Here is an 18,546-nt window from a genome sequence, read left to right as displayed (position 1 = left end):
GCGCAAGCGGGTCCGGCGAATGAAGACGCGCTACATCCCCGACAGCTTCGTCACGTAGACGTTCAGCGAGCCGCCGGCTTCGGCGACGATGCGCAGCGTCTTGGAATCGAAGGCGATGTCGGCGAGGGTCAGGCTGTCGATCTTGGCGTCGACCTTGAGGCCGTCCTCGCTCTTCTGGTAGTCGGCGATCGCGGCCGCGATCTTCTCGCGCGCATTGGCGGCGATCGGCTTCAGGTCGAGCGTCGCTTTCTGCACCAATGCCTGCTGCATCTGCGGCACCACCGCGCGTGCGGCCGCGCCGAGCAGGCCGAAGGCGGCCTCGGACTCCACCGCGAGCTGGATGTCGGCGAGCCGCAGCGTCTGCTGCGCCTGGTCGAGCATCGGCCGGCCCCAGATGTGCACGGTCGCTTCGGCGCCGAGACCGAGCCAGCTCTTCTTCTCCTTGGCACGCACCAGCAGAGAGATCAGGAGACGATCGCCCGACGGCACCACGTTGACGCTTTTCACGGTGACGTCAACCGGGCCGGAGCCGTCCTCGGGATAGGTGTGGCCGACCATCTGTGCCGCGATCAGCTTGTTGATCTCGGTGAAGGGCACGTCGATCGGCACGCCGATGTTCACGCCGGTGCCGGTCGGCGGCACGATCGAGATCTTGTCGGGGAAGGGACAGTCCGGCTTGGTCGACGTCGAGGTCACGCGCGTCTCCAGCTCGAGGCCGAGCAGCAGCGTCACGTTCTGCGCGTCGACGCGCGGCTGCGCCGCGATGGCACGGGTCGGTTTCATCTCGAGCCAGAGCGGCGGCAGCGCGGCCGAGGAGCCCGAGCCCTGCAGCGGGATCGAGCGGCAGGCCTTGGTCCATTGCTGCTTCGCATTCTCGCGCAGCGACGGATCGTTGCGGATGCGCTCGGAGACGATGTTGATCTGCTCGCCGACATTCTTGTCGATCAGCGGCTTCACCTGCGCCGGTACATTGACCTTGGCGCCGGAGACGTTGAGGTTGGTGTCGCCGAGATTGACCTGGGCGCCGAGATTTGGCTCAAGATGCCAATTGGCCGCGAGCTTCGGGCGCGAGGTGACGACCACGTTGCCCTTGATCTCGGCACTGGCGTTCAAATTCTTGATGTTGACCGCGCCGATCCGTTTCGCTGCGTCACCGCCGAGCACGCTGCCAAGCGCGTCGCCGAGCGCGCCGGTGGCTTTCGACGACAGCGAGCCCGTCACGTTCAGCTTGCCGTTGAGCGGCGTCGAGATCGTCAGCACGTCCTTGTCGCCGGCAGCCGCCATCGGCCCGCGCGCCGCGGACCAGCCGATGTCGGCATTCTCCAGGATCTGCGAGATTGGATTGTCGGCCTTGCCGGCGAAATTGCGCGGCGCGGCTTTCTCGGCCTGTTCGCGGATCGCCGATATCGCGATCGCAACCGGCGCCACCACGATCGAGCTCTTCGCGACCGGCGGCAGCGGTGGCAATTGCGCGACCGGCGGCGCAGTCGTCGCCGCGCGCGGCGACAGCCAGTCCATCGCCTTCAGGCTGACGAAAAACGACGCCGCGAGCACCGCCACGGCGATCAGGACAGTCTTCAAGTTCAGCGTCAGTCGCATCAATCCCCCAAGCCGCCCAGGGCCGGAAGTCTACAGGGCAGGCGAGGGGGGCGCTAGAGCGCACCGATAGGGTGGAATTGGGGCGAACAGATTAACGGTTGCGGCAGCATCGGTGCCGCGTATCCGTCATCGCGCACCTAGCTGCGCCTCGGGCGGCGAACCGCCCTCACATTGCCGCGATCGCCACCGCCGCAGAAGAAGCGCTCACCGCCGTCGGACTCCAATCCTGAAACCATCGTCCCGGCGGGCAGGTCGAGCTGCTCCAGCACCTTGCCGGTCTCAGGATCGATCCGGCGCAAATCGCTTTCCTCGCCCTCCCAGGTGCCATGCCAGAGCTCGCCGTCGACCCAGGTGACGCCGGTCACGAAGCGCTTGCTTTCGATGGTGCGGAGGATCTTTCCCGTTTCCGGATCGACCTGATGGATCTTGCGCTCGCGATACTGACCGACCCACAGCGAGCCCTCCGCCCAGGCCAATCCGGAATCGCCGCCGCCGCCCGGAGCCGGAATCGTGCTGATCACCTTGCCGGTGGCGGCGTCGATTTTCTGGATGCGATCCTCGGCGATCTGGAACAGGTGCCGGCCGTCGAATGCCGTCCCCGCATGCGCGGCGACATCGATGGAGCGTGCGACCTTGCCGTTGGCCGGATCGACCGCATTCAGCTTGTCGCCGGACGCGAACCAGACATGGGTGCCGTCGTAGGTGACGCCATGCACGGCCTCGACTCCCGCAAAAGGTCCATACTCCCTGACGATCTCGGCGGCTGAACGCTTCATGTGCTTGATCCCTGTGATGTGACCCAACTTAGGCCTTCAGGAGCGGTCCGGGGAGTAACAAGCCTGTCGGGAAACCCGGGACGGGCGGGGTCATCCAGCGCCGTGCCCGGCCGTGTCCGAACGATTGCACCTTGTTCGACCGCGCCAGCTCTTCGAGGGCCCGCTGCACCGTGCGCGCGCTCGTTCCCAGCGCCAGCGCGAGCGCCGAGCTCGACCAGGGCTCGCCATCGGAGAGGACGGCGAGCACCGCGGCGTGCTTCTCCTCGACGGGACGTGCCAGCACGAGGACGTCGCGCGTCTTGCGCGGCGCCAGCACAAAGCCCTGCTTCGTCGCACTGATGTCTGCCAGCGGCTTGAGCTGGGTGCGGAGCCGCCCGATCTCCACGCGCAACCGGGCGCGATGCGATTCATCGGCGTGCTTCGCCAGGAACGCGCCTGATATCAGCGTCTCTCGCGAGACATCCGCCGGCCATGCCTGCGCCAGGAGGCGGGCGAGCGCGAACAGCACCGGCCGCGTTCCGAGCGATACGACACGGCCTTGCCTGCGCAGGGCATGATGAAAGGTGTCCACGACGAGCGCCGTCGAGGTCGCCAGTCTTTCGACCTCCCCGAGCAACAATGGGTGTTCGCTGCCGCGTGCGATCAGGCGCGCCGCCGGCGTGTCGAGGATCAGGTTCGCGCTGTCGACCTCGGCCACGAGCGCCGGGATCTTCGCCTGCCGCGCTGCGTGAGCCGCGCGGTTGAGCGCCGCGCGCGCATCTTTCGCTCTCAATCGTCTGATGGCGATGCCGGCGACCACGAGCTCGCGGACGACTTGCGATGCAGGCGGGAGCGGGGAGGGGCTGAGCTCGGCCAGCGTGCGCTCGGCTTCGTCGAGCTGCCCGACGAGGAGGAGGCGGCGCGCCTCGATGTGGCCCGCATGGGCAGCATTGGCGAGATCGCCGTGCTGTTCGAGTGTCGCGCGGGCCGCCGCGAGCGTTTTCACCGGCCAGCTCAGGTCGCGCGAGACGAGCGCGATCTCGGCTTCGGCCACCACGCATCTTGCGCGCGCCACCGCCTCTCTTGGGCCGAACGCGCGTGCGGCGCTCCGCAGCAGCGTCTTCGCTTTCGCGAGATCGCCGAGCTGCGCCATCGCGATGCCGCGTAGGGCCAGCGACGGCGCATCGTTGCGCAGCGCAACGCGGTTCAGCGCGCCGAGCGGATCGCCGGCCTCTAACGCGCGCGCGGCGGCCGTGATCAGCGACTCCATTCAAATCCCGCCACACTTGTTACTCCCACCGCGCAACTGCTTGGTGCCAGAAATCGTTGACGACCGACAATGTGCGGTGAGGGGCGAGCGGTTCCGCGTCCGTCGTAGCGCGACGCGGAATGACCGCCCGGACAAGAGGAATGGAGAGCCATGATGACATCAGCAGACAACGCAGGAACTAACGGACAGGCCGCCATGCAAACACCGCCGGTGGTGTCGCCGCAGGACTGGGAGGTCGCCCGTCAGCAACTGCTCGTGAAGGAAAAGACGCATACCCGTGCCCGCGACGCCCTTGCCGCCGAGCGCCGGCGCATGCCGTGGATGGAAGTCACCAAAACCTATGCGTTCGAGGGGCCCGGCGGCAAGATCAGTCTGGTCGATCTGTTCCAGGGCCGGCGGCAGCTGATCGTCTACCGGGCCTTCTTCGAGCCGGGCGTGTTCGGCTGGCCCGATCATGCCTGCCGTGGGTGCTCGATGGTCGCCGACCAGGTCGCCCATGTCTCGCACCTCAACGCCCGGGACACCACGCTCGTGTTCGCCTCGCGCGCGCCGCAGGCCGACATCATCAGGCTGAAGCAGCGGATGGGCTGGACCATGCCCTGGGTCACCGTCACCGACAGTTTCGACGCCGATTTCGGCGTCGACGAATGGCACGGCACCAACGTGTTCTACCGCGACGGCGACCGCATCTTCCGCACCTATTTCGTCAAGAGCCGGGGCGACGAGCAGATGGGCGGCACCTGGAACTATCTCGATATCACCCCGCTCGGCCGGCAGGAGGTCTGGGAGGACTCGCCAAAGGGCTATCCGCAGACGCCGACCTACAAATGGTGGAACTGGCACGACAGCTACACGGAAGGCGCTGCGCCCGACAAGAAATGGGTCGAGATCTCGACGGCCGGCGAGAAGGCTTTTCGCGAGGAGGCCGCGGAAGGCCGTGACTAGTCCCGCCAACGTGGCCACCGGCGCGAGCCGCGATGGCGTGGTGGCCGCACGCCACCTCGCCAGATGGCTGGCTCTGGCGGCGACGCCGACCTTCGCGATCATGGCCGTGTTGACGGCCGTGATCGGTAGCGGCCCGGCGGACACGCTGTGTGCCGCCGGGTACGGCTCTGTGCTGAGTGGGATGGTGCCGATGTATTTGCTGATGAGCGCTATTCATTCAGCGGCGTGGCTGAGGCTGATCGCGGAGCGGCGGCGGTAAACGGTTTCCGCCGGTGGGAACGCCTCGTCCTTCGAGACGCGCGCAAGGGCGCGCTCCTCAGGATGAGGCTTACGTTAAATCTCTGTCCTGCTACTGCCCGCCTACCGCCTGAAGATAAGCAACGATCTTGCCCGCCTCATCCGCGGAGACGCCGCCATATGGCTGCATCTTGTTGCCGGACACGACTTCATCCGGCTTGACCATGAAACGGGTTAGCTTGTCCTGGTCCCAGACGAAGCCGGCGTCCTTCATCGACGGAGAGTAGTTGTAGTCCGGCAGCGAGCCGGCCTTGCGTCCCACGATCTTGTTGAGATTGGGACCGAGGCGATTGTCGCCGCCCTTCACGGAGTGGCAGGTGCGACAGGAATTGTTGAAGGCCTGCTGAGCCGCCTCGTCGCTCGCCGGCTGCTGGGCGAGCGAGGAGGGCGCAGACAGAAGCAGCGTCAATGCGCCGGCAGCTGCGATCGAGCGCAGCCATGTATCTGGCGACATCTGCAGGCGTGATCGCATCTGCGCCTCCGAAGAGTGCTTTTCCAAGCGCGGCCGCCCGGAGAGCATGATGCAAACGAAAACGGCCCCGGTGGGTTCCGGGGCCGTTTGCGTCACAATGTCCTGTCGCTCAGCGCGTCGCGGCGCCGAGATCCGCGCGGCGTTCCGTCATCGGCAGCACGATCACCTTGGTGCCGACGTTGACGCGGGAGTAGAGGTCGGTGACGTCGCCGTTGGTCAGGCGGATGCAGCCGGACGAGACGTGCTTGCCGATCGTGTCGGGGGCGTTGGTGCCGTGGATGCGGTAGATGGTGCCGCCGAGATACATGGCACGCGCGCCGAGCGGATTGCCGGGGCCGCCGGCCATGTGGCGCGGCAGATAGGGCTGGCGGGCGATCATTTCCGGCGGCGGGGTCCAATCCGGCCACTCGGCCTTCTTGGTCACCGACTGCACGCCGGACCAGGTGAAGCCGTCGCGGCCGACGCCGATGCCGTAGCGAACCGCCTGGCCGTTGCCGAGCACGTAATAGAGATAGGTGTTGGGCGTATCGACGATGATGGTGCCGGGCGCCTCACGCGTCGTGTAGGAAACGGTCTGGCGGCGGAAGCGGGCCGGCATCTCGACCGCGTCCTGATCCTGGGACGGCGCGGCCTGGTAAGGCGTCGCCTGATAGGGCTGGTAAGGCTGCGGCGCGGCCACCGGCGGCAGCGGCTGGAAGAACGAGAAGAACTGCACCGGCGCAGCCTTGGCCGGACCGGCAAATGCGATTGCGGAAATCGCGACGGCGCTGAGCGCAACGGCGCGCGAATACGTCTTGAACGTGTCCAGATTGATCATTGATCGCCCCTGTTTGATCGGTGTTTCTTGACCACCGCGGCACCGTTTCGGTGCTCCGTTGCCCAAATGACTAACGACAAAACGTTTCGGGAGCTTTGCGCGGAAAACCGAAAACGGTTTCATGGCGGAAAGGATTTGTTTCATGACGGTTTCGTGGCGGCGCGGACCCGTTAACCAACAAAACAGCGGGCCGACACTTCTGTGACGTCACACGCCTGAAATATCCGTGGTTGATGGTCCTAAGCCGAGAATCATCAAACTCTCGGGATTTCCCCATGCGGGTATTAATCGCGACTGACGCCTGGCATCCGCAGGTTAACGGTGTGGTCCGGACGCTGACCTCGCTGGCGAACGCGGCCAAGGCGCTCGACGTCGAGATCGACTTCCTCACCCCGGACGGCTTTCGGTCCTGGCCGCTGCCGACCTATCCGGGCCTGCGCATCGCGCTGCCGAGCGGAAAGGAGATCGCGCGGCGGATCGAGAAGGCGGCGCCGGAAGCGTTGCACATCGCGACCGAGGGGCCGATCGGCTGGGCCGCGCGCGCCTATTGCCGCCGCAACCGCCTTGCCTTCACCACCTCCTACACGACGCGCTTTCCCGAATACGTCTCGGTGCGGACCGGCATCCCTGATGCCGTCGGCTATGCCGTGCTGCGCCACTTCCACGATGCCGCCGCGATGACCATGGTCGCGACGCCTTCGCTGCGGCAGGAGCTCTCCGAGCGCGGCTTCAAGCGACTCGGCTTCTGGACGCGCGGCGTCAACACCGAGCTGTTTCATCCCGACGCTCCTGCGAAGCTCGATTTGCCGGGCCCGATCTTCATGACCATGGGCCGCGTCGCGGTGGAGAAGAACCTCGAAGCGTTCCTCTCGCTCGACCTGCCCGGCACCAAGGTCGTCGTCGGCGACGGCCCGCAGAAGGCGGCGCTCGAAAAGAAATATCCGAATGCCGTCTTCCTCGGCGAGAAGAAGGGCGCGGATCTGACCGCCCATCTCGCCGCGGCCGATGTCTTCGTATTCCCCAGCCTGACCGACACGTTCGGTGTGGTGCAACTCGAGGCGCTCGCCTGCGGCACGCCGGTGGCGGCGTTTCCGGTGACGGGTCCCAAGGACGTCATCGCCGATCATCCGATCGGCGCGATCGACCATGATCTGCGTACCGCGTGCCTGCGCGCACTCACCATGTCGCGCGAGACCTGCCGCAACTTCGCGCTGGAGCGTTCCTGGGAGAACAGCGCGCGCCAATTCGTCGGCAACCTCACCTCACTTCAGCCCAGCCGCATCCTGCGCGCCTCGCCGGTCATGGCGCGGCGGCCGGTGCGCGGCTGATCTGCAACGTTTGACCCACAGCGAGAACCTCATCGATGGCTAAGATCATGAACCTTGACGGCACCCAGCAGCTCGACCTCACGCGTGGCACGGTCGAGCAGGCCTATGACCGCTGGGCGCCCGTCTACGATCTCGTGTTCGGCGGCGTATTCGCCAAGGGCCGGCAGGCCGCGATCGCGGCCACCAACAAGATCGGCGGCCGTGTGCTCGAAGTCGGCGTCGGCACCGGCATCTCGCTGCCGCTCTACGCGCCGCATCTGCGCATCTTCGGCACCGACATTTCGGAAGCGATGCTCGACAAGGCGCGCCAGCGCGTCAGCGAAGGCAATCTGAAGAACGTCGAGGGCCTCGCGGTGATGGACGCCGAGAAGCTCGAATTCCCCGACAATTCCTTCGACGTGGTGATGGCGCAATATGTCGTCACCGCCGTGCCGAACCCGGAGAAGGCGCTGGACGAATTCGCCCGCGTGCTGCGCCCCGGCGGCGAGCTGATCATCCTGACCCGCGTCAGCGCCGACACCGGCATGCGCCGCTTCATCGAGCAGAGGCTCCAGCCGGTGGTGCGCCCGCTCGGCTTCCGCACCGCCGAGTTCGCCTGGTCGCGTTATACGAAGTGGCTCGCCGGCGCCCACGGCATCGAACTCGCCGAGCGCCGCCTGATTCCGCCGCTTGGCCATTTCTCGCTGGTGCGCTTCCGCAAGGTCGACGTCGCCAAGGCGGCCTGAGCAAGGCTGCGTAAGAGCGGCGGCGCAATCCGCCGCTCACGCGTTCACGTGCGTCATCGCGCCGCTGCACATCGTCACATGACAAAATGATGATGTCACATGGCGTACATCGAATCCCTGTAAATCCTGAACCCGAAAGCATTTTGGGGGAGAGCATGATCAAGAATTATCTCGAGCAGCTGCGGATCCAGCGCTGGGACGACCATCGCTACTATCACCACAGCCGCATCAATCAGAGCCTGCACTTCGTCAGCGCGCTGAGCTTTCTCTTCGCCTATGTCTGGCTGTTCGTCGATCCTATGATCTCCGCGCTGGTTGGCTGGCTGGTCTCGATGACCTCGCGCCAGGCCGGTCACTTCTTCTTCGAGCCGCACGATTACGACCACATCAACCAGGCGACGCATGAGTACAAGGAAGACATCAAGGTCGGCTACAACCTTCAGCGCAAGGTGGTGCTGATGGCGATCTGGGCGCTGTCGCCGCTGGTGCTGGTCGTCGATCCGACGTTGTTCGGCCTGTTCACGCCCTGGGCGAGCGCGACCGATTTCATGCGGCAGGTTGCGAAAATCTGGCTGGTGATCGGCGGTGGCGGTCTTCTGTTCCGCACGGTGCATCTGTTCTTCATCCGCGACGTCGAGACCGGCCTCGTCTGGATGACCAAGATCCTGACCGACCCTTTCCACGACCTGATGCTCTATCGCAGCGCGCCGCTCGCCTTGATGCGCGGCGAGCTGATGGACCCCGGCCTGCATCTCAACCCCGAGCACACGCTGGGCCTCATCTCCGAGCCCACGCTCGAAGAGCAGCACGCCTGAGCGCGCAGCGCACACAAAGCACTCCGATGTCAGTTTGCTACGTCATGCCCGGCCTCGTGCCGGGCATCCACGTGTTGGGGATACCTTTAAAGTGACTCAGGCGAGCCCAGCGCTCTCTTCACCTCGCCCCGCTTGCGGGGAGAGGTCGGATTTGCGCGTAGCGCAAAGCCGGGTGAGGGGGGCTCTCCGCGGGGAGGCTGCTGGATGGTCGTCCGCCAACGCTCTCCGCGCACGCGGAGAGTCCCCCTCACCCCAACCCTCTCAGCGCGAGCGTAGCTCGTCGCGGCCCCGCATCCGCCTTCGCCAAGGCTTCGACGGACAAGGGCGGGGAGAGGGGGAGGCGCGGGCGCTGTTCGTGGTGAAGGGTCGAAACGCCTCAGCGCCCGAAACGCTTGGCCAGCATCTCTTTCAAGATCTGCCGCTTGATATTCTTGTTGGTGAGCACACCGTCGTGCCACCAGAAGCCGTCGGCTTTCATCTTCTCGGCCGCGCGGACGAAGCGGTCGGCGACTTCGGTGAAATCGGCGTCGGTGTAGTTCAGGCTGAAGATCAGCCGTCCGGTGCCGACCCAGCTCAGCGACAGGCCTTCGGCGCGCAGGTAATATTGCAGCATCCAGTTGTAGCGGGACGGGGTGGTGTACTTCACCGTCCAGATCGACGAGAAGTTGGCGAACCGCACCGGCAGGCCGGCATCGGTCATCATCTGGTTGAGCTTTTGCGCGCGGCCGTTCCAGGTCGCGTCCAGTCCGTCATAGATGGCGCGGAAGTTCGGGCTGGCGAGCCGGCTCAAGAACTCGTCCATCGCCGTCATGACGTAGGGATGCGAGTTGAAGGTGCCGCGGGCGAAGCAGATGTCGGCGGGACGATCGTCCCGGAAGCGGCGCATCAATTCCTTCTTGCCGCAGACCACGCCGACCGGCAGGCCGCCGGCGAGGCTCTTGCCGTAGGTCACCATGTCGGCCTTGACGCCAAAGTACTCTTGGGCGCCACCGGCGGCGAGACGGAAGCCGACGAAGACCTCGTCGAAGATCAGCGCGATGCCGCGCTCGGTGCAGACTTCGCGCAGCTTCTTGAGCCACTCGGTGTACGCCGCGCGGTCAAAGTTGCCGCCGCGGGAGGAATCGACCAGCGAGGAATCGCCGGGCGCGTTGCCGTTCGGATGCAGGCCCTGCAACGGATTGACCAGCACGCAGGCGATGTCCTTGCGCGTGCGCAGCACGTGCAGCGTCTTCTCGGACATCTCGGCGAGGGTGTAGGTCTCATGCGCGGGAATCGGATTGCCGACGCCGGGCTGCACGTCGCCCCACCAGCCGTGATAAGCGCCGGCGAAACGAACCAGATGCGTGCGCTTGGTGTGGTAGCGCGCCAGCCGCACCGCCTGCATGACGGCTTCGGTGCCGGACATGTGGAACGAGACCTCGTCGAGGCCCGAGATCTGGCAGAGCCGTTGTACGTTCTCGAGAATAACGGGATGGTAGGGGCCGAGCACGGGGCCAAGCGCGTGCGCGCGCTTCTCCGAGCCCTCGATGCACTCCTTGTAGAAGTCGTTGCCGAAGATGTTGACGCCGTAGGACCCGGTGAGGTCGTAGGACGTGTTGCCGTCGACATCCGTGACGGTGACGCCGCTGGACGATTCCATGAAGGTCGAGGTGCCCAGGTGCTCGCGGACGAGACGCGAGAACTGGAACGGCACGCGGTAGGTTTCGGTGAAGTGCAGGTCGGAGATCTTTTCCGCCGCTTCCTTCGTCATCGCGCGGCCCTTGGGGTAGCGCTCGGCGTAAAGGCTGGCGAGGCGGAAGAAGGCGTCCTTGCGCTGCTTCACCACGTTATCAGGTGCGCCGTCGCAGCCGAAATATGTGTCGCCTTCGAACTCGTAGAACGGGAGCAGCTTTGCCACCCGGCGCGACATCTTGGAGTGCCCGGCGAGCGAGCGGTGCTTGGCGCGGGAGAGTTCGACCCGCGCCTTGAGCTTCGGGAAGACGGCGGCAGCGGACGCTGCGGCGGCCACGGAAAATGAGAGAATCGGGAGTGTCGTTTCCATGACAACAAGCGCTAATACTGTGAGCTGACAGATTCATGACAGTCAAAGCCTTCATCGCCTCTTTCACCCAGCAGGAAGACCTCAACTTCCTGTTGACCAACCGCATCCCCCGGGCGGCCCTGACCCGCTTCATGGGCTGGTTCTCCAAGATCGAGAACCCGCTCGTCAGGGACTTCTCGATCGCGCTGTGGAAGCTGTTCTCCGACCTCGATCTGTCGGAGGCGCGCAAGACCCACTTCAAGAGCCTGCACGATTGCTTCACCCGGGAGCTCAAGCCGGGCCTGCGGCCCTTTGATCCCGACCCTTCCATTGTCGCCAGCCCCTCGGACGGCATCGTCGGCGCCCATGGCCGGATCGCCGACACCGAACTGTTCCAGGTCAAGGGCGCGCCCTATTCGTTGCTCGACCTGCTCGGCGATTCCGCGCTGGTCGATCAGCACCGCAACGGAAGCTTCGTCACGCTGCGGCTGACGTCGAGCATGTATCACCGCTTCCACGCGCCCTTTGACGCGCATATCGAACGCGTCACGCTGATCCATGGCGACGTCTGGAACGTCAACCCGATCGCGCTGAAGCGGGTCGAGCGTCTCTTCTGCAAGAACGAGCGCGCGGTGATCCGCACGCGTTTGTCGACCGGCGAGGCCGTGACGCTGGTGCCGGTCGCCGCGATCCTGGTCGCGAGCATCCGGCTGCACTTCCTCGATATGGTGCTGAACGCGCAGACCCGCGGCCCGGTTAATTTCCCCTGCGACGTCAACGTGACCAAGGGCGAGGAGCTCGGCTGGTTCGAGCACGGTTCAACCATCATCATCCTGGCGCCCAGTGATTTCAACTTCTGCGACGGCATCGGCGAGGGCACCCGTATTCGCGCAGGTCAAGCGCTGTTGAAGAAAAACTAGCCTTCAATCCGCCGCGTCGGCAGCCTATATCGTCCGCGGGGACGATTGGATCGACACGGAATTTTGTGATGGCGCGGGCGCCGGTGATGGCGGCGGGAGGTATTGTGCTGCGGCGTGGCGCGCCGCCGCTGGTTGCGGTCGTGCGCCAGCGCAAGCGCAACGAATGGGTCTTGCCCAAGGGCAAGCTCGACGACGGCGAGACGCCGAAGGAAGCCGCGCATCGCGAGGTGCTGGAGGAGACCGGCCACAATGTGGCCATCCACGAATTCCTCGGCACCCTCGTCTACCAATCGGGAGGGCGCTCCAAGGTCGTGCATTTCTGGCGCATGGAGGCCGAGGGCGGTCCCGTTCGCAAGCTGATGAACGACATCAAGGCGGTCGACTGGCTGACGCTGGAGGATGCGCTCGCGCGCCTGTCGCGCGAATATGAGCGCGCGTTCCTGGTGCAGGTCGGTCCGATCGCGCTTGCCGCCGCCGGGCTCGCCTCTTCGCTGGCGCCCGAGCCGGCGCCGGCGACCGACGAGACCGATACAGCCTTGCAGACGCTGACGCCCGCCGAAGCCGCGTCAGTTGGCGAGCTGCCTCATGGCCTGTTGCAAAAGGTGAAGGCCTGGCTGCGCGGCGAAGCGTGAGTCGTCTTCACGCTGCTCTGCTCGCGAATTTGGAAACATCCGCGAGCTAGCAAGTTTGTGGGAGCCTTAGTTCCCTCCAAGTCGTCATTGCGAGCGCAGCGAAGCAAAGCAATCCAGAGTCCCTCCGCGGAAAGATTCTGGATTGCTTCGCTTCGCTCGCAATGACGGAGGAGAGGGCCGCGCACTCGACGTCGACCCTCATGGTGAGGAGCGCGCATCGCGCGCGTCTCGAGCGTCTCGAGCCATGCGGCCCGACTGTGGCCTCGCCCTTCGAGATGCTTGCTTCGCAAGCTCCTCAGGGTGAGGGGAGGCACCGTTCACCGCCGCTCTTTCTTCTCCTTCGGAGCTGGCGACGGTTTGCGCGGTGCTGCGGGACGTTGCGCGGCGGGGAGGCGCTGCTGGAATCCGCCCTGGCGCTGGATGCCGCCTGGCTGCTGAGCCGCGGGCGGTTGGCCCGGCTGCAATCCGGTGCGCGGCGTTTGCGGCTGCGGCGTCGTGCCCGGCTGCGACGGCACGACTCCGCCGGGCTGCGCCGGGGTCTGTCCGTTTCGCTGTGGCTGCGTCTGCAGCGCGCCGCCGGGCTGCGTGCCTTGTCCAGCGCGCGGTGCACCTGCCGGCTGTCCCGCACCTTGCCGCTGACCTGGTTGCTGCAGGCCTTCTCGTTGCTGGCCTTGCTGCTGCTGCCCCTGGCCCGCGCGCGGCGCGCCCGGCTGCACGGCGCCGCCTTGTCCTTGCCGCTGCGGCGGCTGCGCGCCCTGGCGGCCCGGTGTACCCGGCTGCTGCTGGCCCGGACGGTTGTTCTGGCCGGGCTGGCCATTCGGGCGCTGCGGCTGCTGGCCGGGCGCTGTCGTCGGCCGCAATTGCTGCTGCTGCGGTGGCTGGGTCGGCCGCGGAATGCGGCTGATTGCGGTCGGATTGGCGCGGCGGAAGTCGCGCTGCTCGGTGACGATCTGCCGGCCCGTGGTCTGCGCCAGATGCACCTGGCTGACGAAGCCGCGGTCGCGCGCGATCTGCTGCGGGGCAATCGCGATCGGCACGGCCGCAAAGCGCATGCCGCCTGTGCCGCCGGCGCCCGGGCGGATCGCAAAGCCGCTTGCGGCCTGCGTCAGCGCGCCGAGTCGCGTGCCGCTGCTGCGGTCGTTGACCTCGATGTGGCCGACCCTGCCGTCGGCGTCGGGATAGAGCTTGATGTTGACGTTGTTCGCAGCACTGGCCGCCGCGCCTTCGGGAACGTCGACGACGCCGGTGGTGCCGCGGATGCCGAGCGTTGCGGTCGGCGTCGCGATCTTCATGTCGCCGGTTTTCGCCACTGCTGCCGCAACGAAGGCAACGGTGCCCTTGCCGATGTCGAAGATCGCCGAATTTTGCTTGCCGCCGTCCTCATAGACGTAATTGTCGATGGTAATCTTCGCGCTGGCGGAGAGGTTGAACGTGGTGGCGTCGTTGAAGGTGATGCCGAGCGAGGAGTTCGACGAGGTCTGCACGACGTCGTTGAGATAGATGTCGTCGCGCGCGCGCAGCGGATACGAGTTCTTGTCGCGGACCACGGTTGCGATCCCCGTGACTGTTGCGACGTTGCCGATCGGCTCGACGGCGGCAGGTTGCGCGTCCGTGGCGGGCGCAGGTGAAGCCGACGGCGTCGGGGAGGGGGCGGGATTTGGCTGCGCTTGGGGCTGGGCCTGCGCAAGCTCGATTGCATCAGATGCGAGCGCCACGCTCGCGCCGGCCAGCTGTAACGCCAGCAACGGAAGCGCGAAGACGAAGCGGCGCCAAGCCACCATTGATGTCACGAGGAAGTCCCGGTGAGAACGCGAGGCGAGATCGGCCGATATCAGCTGGGGCTAGCTGAATGGCGGATGAACATGTGTCGCATGGGAGGGGCGAGCGTGCAAACGGCGCGCGATACGAGCGAACGGGCTCGGCCCTCTCCACTGCGTCGTGGCCGGGCTTGTCCCGGCCATCCACGTCTTGACGCGCGGTATTAAAGAACGTGGATGCCCGGGCCTTCGCCTCGCCGAAGCGGCTTCGGCCGCGCAGGCGGGACAAGCCCGGGCATGACGAACGCTTGTGCGTGTCGCGCGAGATCCTCAGGTGCGCAATTGCGATGCTTCGCATCGCCCCCGGGATGACATCGCTGATGTCAGCTCACGCGCTTCCAGGTCTGGCCGCCGCAGAACATGCCGCCGAAGGCGCAGCCCTGCACGCGCATCGCATTCGGGCCCTTCATCGCGATCGTGGAGTCGTAGTTGCGGCCGGAGTCGGGATCGTGGATGCGGCCGCTCCACTTCGCGCCGTCGGGCTTCATGTTGATCAGGATGCGCTCGTTGGACTTCTCGGCGTAACCGCAGAGATTGGCGCCGCACTGTTCGACGCGGACATTGCCCTTGTTCTCTTCGGTCGCCCAGACGCCGATCGGCGTATTGGCGGCTAGCACGGGCGAGACGGGAGCAGGAGCAGGTGCCGGCGCCGGCGCATAAGCAGGAGCAGCGGCGACCGGCGCGGGGGCTGCAACCGGAGCAGGGGCGGCAACCGGCGCAGGCTGCGTGGTCGTGTCGACGGACGGCGCGGCGGCAACGGTCGTGGCCGGGGCGGCGGCAGCAACGGCGGGCGCGACTGGCGCGGTGGCCTGCACCGGCGCGGGCGCCACAGGCTGCTGCTGCACCGGAGCCGGCGCGGGCTTTGCCGTCGTCGTCGCCGGTGTGGTGTCGTCATCGTCCTTGGAGCCGCCAAGGCCGTTGAGATTGATGTTGTTCAGCTTGATCGGTTTGTTTGACAGGCCAGGGGCCACGATGGTGACGCAATCGAGCGAGGCGCAGTTGCGCGGCGTCTCGATGCGGATGTGCTGGCCTTCGATCTGGAACGCAATCGAGTTGCCGGCATGCGCGGCGGCGGTCGAAGCGAGGAAGAGCGCGGTGGCGGCGATGGTGAGCTTGTTCATGACAACCTCCGAAAATTGTGCCGGTCTGAACTGGTGTCGCTGGTGGATGAAGCGTGGTTCGACCCTATGCCGGGCCCGTCCCGACTTCTGTGATGGACGTCACAACAGTCCGCGCCAGCTGGGTGAGGCAGCGCACATTCAGCGGCGGGTCGTCCCGCGTAACCTCGTCGCGACACAGAGGGGAGGCGCCGATGAAGCGGCTTGCGACATCGCTTGGCACATTGATCGCTTTGGTGGCGATGGCGTCGTCGGCCCAGGCCGGTTCCTACGCCGGTTCCTACACCTTCTCGATCGGCGGCCACCGCTTTCATGTCGAGGCGCCGCGGAATTGCCGGTCTGCTTCCTGTGTGTCGGTTTCATCCAAGCGCAGCCTCCGGCCGACGAACGACGTCGACACGACACCTGCTCCGCCGCCCGCGGTCGCGCCGTCGCAACCGGCTTGTCCGGCAGCTCCGGTCAGGCCGGCGCCAGCGGCCGTCGTCGTGGCACCGCCAGCGCCGCCGGCCCCCGTCATGGCCGCGGCCACGTCGCAGCCTGTGGTCCTGCCGCCGCCAAGATTCGAGGCGCCAAGCCCCAATCTGCCGCGCGTTGAGCTGCCGCGCATGGATCAGCCGAAGACGGTCCTGCTCGATCCGCCGCGCATGGAGGCGACGGCTGTCGCTCCGAGGCCCGAGATCGGCGAAACATCAGCGATCGCACGGCGCAGCGATGACGAGCCGGCTTATTCGCCGCTCGGCGAATGGGAGAGCGCAGGCGCCAAGGGCACGGTTCGCATCGAACGCTGCGGCGCCGCGCTGTGCGGCTATGCGCTGACCGAAGCCTCGAGCCGCGGCGAAAGCGTGCTCGTCAACATGAAGCCGAAAACGCACGACGCCTGGAGCGGCAGCATCTACAGCCGTTCCAGCGGCAGCACCTATTATGCGACGATGACGCTGACGGCTTCCGGCAGGCTTCGCGTCGAAGCCTGCGCGCTCGGCCACTTCTGGTGCTCCGGCAACGATTGGACGCGCGTCGAGGAGCGGCAGCAGACGGTGATCACGACATCACGGCAGTGGGGGGCAAGGTCGTAGCGTTTCTCTTACCCTCCCCCTCCAGGGGAGGGTGAAAGACGGCATCCCCTGTCCAATTTGTAATCGTCCCGCACCGAACCTGCTTCTCGCTTGCACGCGACCGATGGCTGACGACGCATGCAAGGAGAGCGAACATGAAACGTCTCGGCTTCATCGCCGCGCTGCTGATCGGCGGCGCGATCCCGGCCCACGCCGACACCGACATCTGGAACAACATGCTGAAGCAGCAGCGCGGCGACGATGCGCTGCATGCGCGCGCGGGGCTGGCGTTTCAGTCATAGCGTTCGCGAGAAGGACGACGGCTATCCCGATCCTGACAATCCCGGCCTCGTCTGCCACGACTTCAAGATCGGCGGCGTCACGGGATCGTCCTGCTCGAATTTCTGAGCACGGCAATAGGCCCGGCGGCCGGATGATCCGGCGGCGCCGGGCAAGCCGGTGATGCGGTCGGTGATGTCTCTAGATCATGCCGAGCACGATGGCGCCGACAAAGGCCATGGCGAGGCACGCGGTGATCACGCTCAGTCTCCCGGCCAACGTCATAAGATCGCTCCCGCGGTTGCCCCCCGTGCGAGCGCATCATGGTTAACAGAGAGTCTCTCTCCGAAAAAGTCAGCCTTGCTTCCGCGGCTGCCGGGCGGCGTATGCGCGTGCGCGCCGGTATGGTTAAAGAACACTGAAATCAACACGTTGAAGAGTCTTTAAGTAAATTCACCGAACGTGCGTGCATGACGCGCGGAGTTCGTTTGTATCTCGTCGGCTCCATCGTCCTTGTTTCGCTTGCGGGTTGCGGACGCGGCTTTTTCCAGGCCGAACGTGAACCGTGGCGGGCCGAGGCCGAAGCCGCATGCCTGAAATCGGGCTCGGTGAAAGAGGGGCCGGATCTCGTCCGCATCGACCCGATCTCGGGCCCCGGCATGTGCGGCGCCGAGTTCCCGTTGAAGGTCGCCGCCATCGGCGAAGCCTCCGGCAGCTATGGCTTTGCCGACGAGGCACTGCGCCCGCCGGGGAATGTCGGCAACCAGCCGAAGTGGCCGGTCGCGCAGCCGCGATCGAACGCTCCGCAGAGCCAGAACTATCCGTCATCCTCCTATCCGCAGCGGTCGAACTATCCCGAGAGCGCGGTGCGCCAGCCCTCCGGCTATGGCAACGCGCCCGGCCCGATGTCGCTGAACGCGCCCGGCGTGGCACAGCAAGAGGACGAGATCGACCTGCCGCCCGAAGGCACCGATGCCGCGGGCGCGGCGCGCTACATGAATGCGCCAAGCTATCCGGCGCGGCAGCCCGGTCCCGCGCCTTACTCCCAGGCGCCCGCGCAGCAACCTTTGCCGCGTCTTGGTCCGGCGCAGGGCAATCCCGTCATCGCCGTCGGCCCCGTCGCGATCAAGCCGACCGCGACGCTCGCCTGTCCGATCGTTTCCGAGCTCGATCGCTGGCTCGCCGACACCGTGCAGCCATCGGCGGTGCGCTGGTTCGGTGCCCGCGTCGTCGAGATCAAGCAGATCTCCGCCTATTCCTGCCGCGGCATGAACGGCAACTCGCACGCCCACATTTCCGAGCACGCCTTTGGCAACGCGCTCGACATCGCCGCCTTCGTGCTCGCCGACGGCCGTCGCGTCACCGTGAAGGACGGCTGGCGCGGCATGCCGGAAGAGCAGGGGTTCCTGCGCGACGTGCAGTCGGGCGCGTGCGCGCATTTCACCACGGTGCTCGCGCCGGGCTCGAACGTCTATCACTACGATCATATCCACGTGGACCTGATGCGTCGCGCCAGCCGCCGCCTGATCTGCCAGCCCGCCGCCGTCTCGGGCGACGAGGTCGCCGGCCGCGCCCAGCAGCGCAACCCTTACGCCGGTCGGCGCGATCCGTATGTCACGGGCTCGCTCGGAACGCGCAAGAGCACGACGCGCAAGCAGGAAGAAGACGAGTACGGCGACGAGTAA

The 18,546-nt window shown here is 66.1% G+C and carries 19 protein-coding genes; 11 read left to right on the top strand and 8 right to left on the bottom strand.

The genetic code is table 11. The features are described from left to right. Positions 1-30 precede the first annotated feature (30 nt). From ACKWRH_RS35480 to ACKWRH_RS35470, 3 genes are all read right to left on the bottom strand, one after another. Complete coding sequence (locus tag ACKWRH_RS35480; protein ID WP_445217314.1) at positions 31-1,599, bottom strand: DUF4403 family protein; 1,569 nt, start codon at positions 1,597-1,599, stop codon at positions 31-33. Positions 1,600-1,736: 137 nt separating this feature from the next. Beyond that, entirely contained in the window at positions 1,737-2,375 is a 639-nt protein-coding gene (locus tag ACKWRH_RS35475; RefSeq protein ID WP_445217313.1) for a Vgb family protein, read from the bottom strand. A 28-nt stretch (positions 2,376-2,403) separates the two neighbouring features. Continuing rightward, positions 2,404-3,624, bottom strand: a complete 1,221-nt coding sequence (locus ACKWRH_RS35470; RefSeq protein ID WP_445217312.1) for a helix-turn-helix domain-containing protein — start codon at positions 3,622-3,624, stop codon at positions 2,404-2,406. A gap of 150 nt (positions 3,625-3,774) precedes the next feature. Between ACKWRH_RS35470 and ACKWRH_RS35465 the strand changes: the two genes are divergently transcribed. After that, positions 3,775-4,569 carry a DUF899 domain-containing protein gene (locus tag ACKWRH_RS35465; protein WP_445217311.1) on the top strand — a complete coding sequence of 265 codons (795 nt, stop codon included), beginning with the start codon at positions 3,775-3,777 and terminating at the stop codon, positions 4,567-4,569. Further along, positions 4,562-4,828, top strand: coding sequence for a hypothetical protein (locus tag ACKWRH_RS35460; RefSeq protein WP_445217310.1), 267 nt, complete (start codon positions 4,562-4,564; stop codon positions 4,826-4,828). Before ACKWRH_RS35465 ends, ACKWRH_RS35460 begins: the two co-directional genes overlap by 8 nt. 90 nt (positions 4,829-4,918) lie before the next feature. Here ACKWRH_RS35460 and ACKWRH_RS35455 read toward each other — a convergent pair whose 3' ends face one another. Both ACKWRH_RS35455 and ACKWRH_RS35450 read right to left on the bottom strand, forming a co-directional pair. After that, a complete protein-coding gene (locus ACKWRH_RS35455) occupies positions 4,919-5,338 on the bottom strand; it encodes a c-type cytochrome (RefSeq protein ID WP_445217309.1) in 420 nt (139 codons plus the stop codon). A 109-nt stretch (positions 5,339-5,447) separates the two neighbouring features. Beyond that, positions 5,448-6,155 (bottom strand): L,D-transpeptidase family protein, encoded by a 708-nt coding sequence (locus tag ACKWRH_RS35450; protein WP_445217308.1) that lies wholly within the window; start codon positions 6,153-6,155, stop codon positions 5,448-5,450. Positions 6,156-6,430: 275 nt separating this feature from the next. Between ACKWRH_RS35450 and ACKWRH_RS35445 the strand changes: the two genes are divergently transcribed. The 3 genes from ACKWRH_RS35445 to ACKWRH_RS35435 all read left to right on the top strand — a co-directional run bounded on the left by ACKWRH_RS35445 (position 6,431) and on the right by ACKWRH_RS35435 (position 9,023). Next, a complete protein-coding gene (locus ACKWRH_RS35445) occupies positions 6,431-7,483 on the top strand; it encodes a glycosyltransferase family 4 protein (RefSeq protein ID WP_445217307.1) in 1,053 nt (350 codons plus the stop codon). A 35-nt stretch (positions 7,484-7,518) separates the two neighbouring features. Further along, positions 7,519-8,208 carry a class I SAM-dependent methyltransferase gene (locus ACKWRH_RS35440; protein WP_445217306.1) on the top strand — a complete coding sequence of 230 codons (690 nt, stop codon included), beginning with the start codon at positions 7,519-7,521 and terminating at the stop codon, positions 8,206-8,208. A 155-nt stretch (positions 8,209-8,363) separates the two neighbouring features. Next, positions 8,364-9,023: a hypothetical protein gene (locus ACKWRH_RS35435; protein ID WP_014492925.1), complete on the top strand. Its 660-nt coding sequence runs from the start codon at positions 8,364-8,366 to the stop codon at positions 9,021-9,023. A 376-nt stretch (positions 9,024-9,399) separates the two neighbouring features. Here ACKWRH_RS35435 and ACKWRH_RS35430 read toward each other — a convergent pair whose 3' ends face one another. After that, positions 9,400-11,064, bottom strand: a complete 1,665-nt coding sequence (locus ACKWRH_RS35430) for an aminotransferase class III-fold pyridoxal phosphate-dependent enzyme (protein WP_445217305.1) — start codon at positions 11,062-11,064, stop codon at positions 9,400-9,402. A 35-nt stretch (positions 11,065-11,099) separates the two neighbouring features. Between ACKWRH_RS35430 and asd the strand changes: the two genes are divergently transcribed. Then, entirely contained in the window at positions 11,100-11,963 is an 864-nt protein-coding gene (gene asd, locus ACKWRH_RS35425) for an archaetidylserine decarboxylase (RefSeq protein WP_445217304.1), read from the top strand. Between the two features lie 68 nt (positions 11,964-12,031). Further along, positions 12,032-12,595 (top strand): NUDIX hydrolase, encoded by a 564-nt coding sequence (locus ACKWRH_RS35420; protein WP_445217303.1) that lies wholly within the window; start codon positions 12,032-12,034, stop codon positions 12,593-12,595. Between the two features lie 317 nt (positions 12,596-12,912). On the opposite strand, the gene ACKWRH_RS35415 is transcribed toward ACKWRH_RS35420, so the two are convergent. Both ACKWRH_RS35415 and ACKWRH_RS35410 read right to left on the bottom strand, forming a co-directional pair. Beyond that, on the bottom strand, positions 12,913-14,376 hold the full coding sequence (locus tag ACKWRH_RS35415; protein ID WP_445222534.1) for a FecR domain-containing protein: 1,464 nt from the start codon (positions 14,374-14,376) through the stop codon (positions 12,913-12,915). A gap of 359 nt (positions 14,377-14,735) precedes the next feature. Beyond that, positions 14,736-15,533: a DUF2147 domain-containing protein gene (locus tag ACKWRH_RS35410; protein ID WP_445217302.1), complete on the bottom strand. Its 798-nt coding sequence runs from the start codon at positions 15,531-15,533 to the stop codon at positions 14,736-14,738. A 191-nt stretch (positions 15,534-15,724) separates the two neighbouring features. On the opposite strand from ACKWRH_RS35410, the gene ACKWRH_RS35405 reads away from it, so the two are divergent. From ACKWRH_RS35405 to ACKWRH_RS35390, 4 genes are all read left to right on the top strand, one after another. Continuing rightward, positions 15,725-16,603, top strand: a complete 879-nt coding sequence (locus tag ACKWRH_RS35405) for a DUF2147 domain-containing protein (RefSeq protein ID WP_445217301.1) — start codon at positions 15,725-15,727, stop codon at positions 16,601-16,603. Positions 16,604-16,737: 134 nt separating this feature from the next. Then, positions 16,738-16,884: a hypothetical protein gene (locus tag ACKWRH_RS35400; RefSeq protein ID WP_445217300.1), complete on the top strand. Its 147-nt coding sequence runs from the start codon at positions 16,738-16,740 to the stop codon at positions 16,882-16,884. Next, positions 16,853-16,990: a hypothetical protein gene (locus ACKWRH_RS35395; RefSeq protein ID WP_445217299.1), complete on the top strand. Its 138-nt coding sequence runs from the start codon at positions 16,853-16,855 to the stop codon at positions 16,988-16,990. The genes ACKWRH_RS35400 and ACKWRH_RS35395 overlap by 32 nt, the downstream gene beginning before the upstream one ends. A gap of 341 nt (positions 16,991-17,331) precedes the next feature. Beyond that, positions 17,332-18,546, top strand: a complete 1,215-nt coding sequence (locus tag ACKWRH_RS35390) for an extensin family protein (RefSeq protein ID WP_445217298.1) — start codon at positions 17,332-17,334, stop codon at positions 18,544-18,546.

It is taken from the genome of Bradyrhizobium sp. Pa8 (assembly GCF_052588265.1).
Note: the sequence above shows the minus strand (reverse complement) of the source record. Positions and strands in the feature narration are given on the sequence as shown.

What these genes read in the sequence shown, in the direction of transcription:
- ACKWRH_RS35450 (WP_445217308.1), bottom strand. Translation starts at nt 6,155, where the DNA reads ATGATCAATCTGGACACGTTCAAGACGTATTCGCGCGCCGTTGCGCTC.
- ACKWRH_RS35470 (WP_445217312.1), bottom strand. Translation starts at nt 3,624, where the DNA reads ATGGAGTCGCTGATCACGGCCGCCGCGCGCGCGTTAGAGGCCGGCGAT.
- ACKWRH_RS35405 (WP_445217301.1), top strand. Translation starts at nt 15,725, where the DNA reads ATGAAGCGGCTTGCGACATCGCTTGGCACATTGATCGCTTTGGTGGCG.
- ACKWRH_RS35440 (WP_445217306.1), top strand. Translation starts at nt 7,519, where the DNA reads ATGGCTAAGATCATGAACCTTGACGGCACCCAGCAGCTCGACCTCACG.
- ACKWRH_RS35390 (WP_445217298.1), top strand. Translation starts at nt 17,332, where the DNA reads ATGACGCGCGGAGTTCGTTTGTATCTCGTCGGCTCCATCGTCCTTGTT.
- ACKWRH_RS35475 (WP_445217313.1), bottom strand. Translation starts at nt 2,375, where the DNA reads ATGAAGCGTTCAGCCGCCGAGATCGTCAGGGAGTATGGACCTTTTGCG.
- ACKWRH_RS35420 (WP_445217303.1), top strand. Translation starts at nt 12,032, where the DNA reads ATGGCGCGGGCGCCGGTGATGGCGGCGGGAGGTATTGTGCTGCGGCGT.
- ACKWRH_RS35415 (WP_445222534.1), bottom strand. Translation starts at nt 14,376, where the DNA reads ATGGTGGCTTGGCGCCGCTTCGTCTTCGCGCTTCCGTTGCTGGCGTTA.
- ACKWRH_RS35435 (WP_014492925.1), top strand. Translation starts at nt 8,364, where the DNA reads ATGATCAAGAATTATCTCGAGCAGCTGCGGATCCAGCGCTGGGACGAC.
- ACKWRH_RS35395 (WP_445217299.1), top strand. Translation starts at nt 16,853, where the DNA reads ATGCGCGCGCGGGGCTGGCGTTTCAGTCATAGCGTTCGCGAGAAGGAC.
- ACKWRH_RS35400 (WP_445217300.1), top strand. Translation starts at nt 16,738, where the DNA reads ATGAAACGTCTCGGCTTCATCGCCGCGCTGCTGATCGGCGGCGCGATC.
- ACKWRH_RS35465 (WP_445217311.1), top strand. Translation starts at nt 3,775, where the DNA reads ATGATGACATCAGCAGACAACGCAGGAACTAACGGACAGGCCGCCATG.
- ACKWRH_RS35480 (WP_445217314.1), bottom strand. Translation starts at nt 1,599, where the DNA reads ATGCGACTGACGCTGAACTTGAAGACTGTCCTGATCGCCGTGGCGGTG.
- ACKWRH_RS35445 (WP_445217307.1), top strand. Translation starts at nt 6,431, where the DNA reads ATGCGGGTATTAATCGCGACTGACGCCTGGCATCCGCAGGTTAACGGT.
- ACKWRH_RS35410 (WP_445217302.1), bottom strand. Translation starts at nt 15,533, where the DNA reads ATGAACAAGCTCACCATCGCCGCCACCGCGCTCTTCCTCGCTTCGACC.
- ACKWRH_RS35455 (WP_445217309.1), bottom strand. Translation starts at nt 5,338, where the DNA reads ATGCGATCACGCCTGCAGATGTCGCCAGATACATGGCTGCGCTCGATC.
- asd (WP_445217304.1), top strand. Translation starts at nt 11,100, where the DNA reads ATGACAGTCAAAGCCTTCATCGCCTCTTTCACCCAGCAGGAAGACCTC.
- ACKWRH_RS35430 (WP_445217305.1), bottom strand. Translation starts at nt 11,064, where the DNA reads ATGGAAACGACACTCCCGATTCTCTCATTTTCCGTGGCCGCCGCAGCG.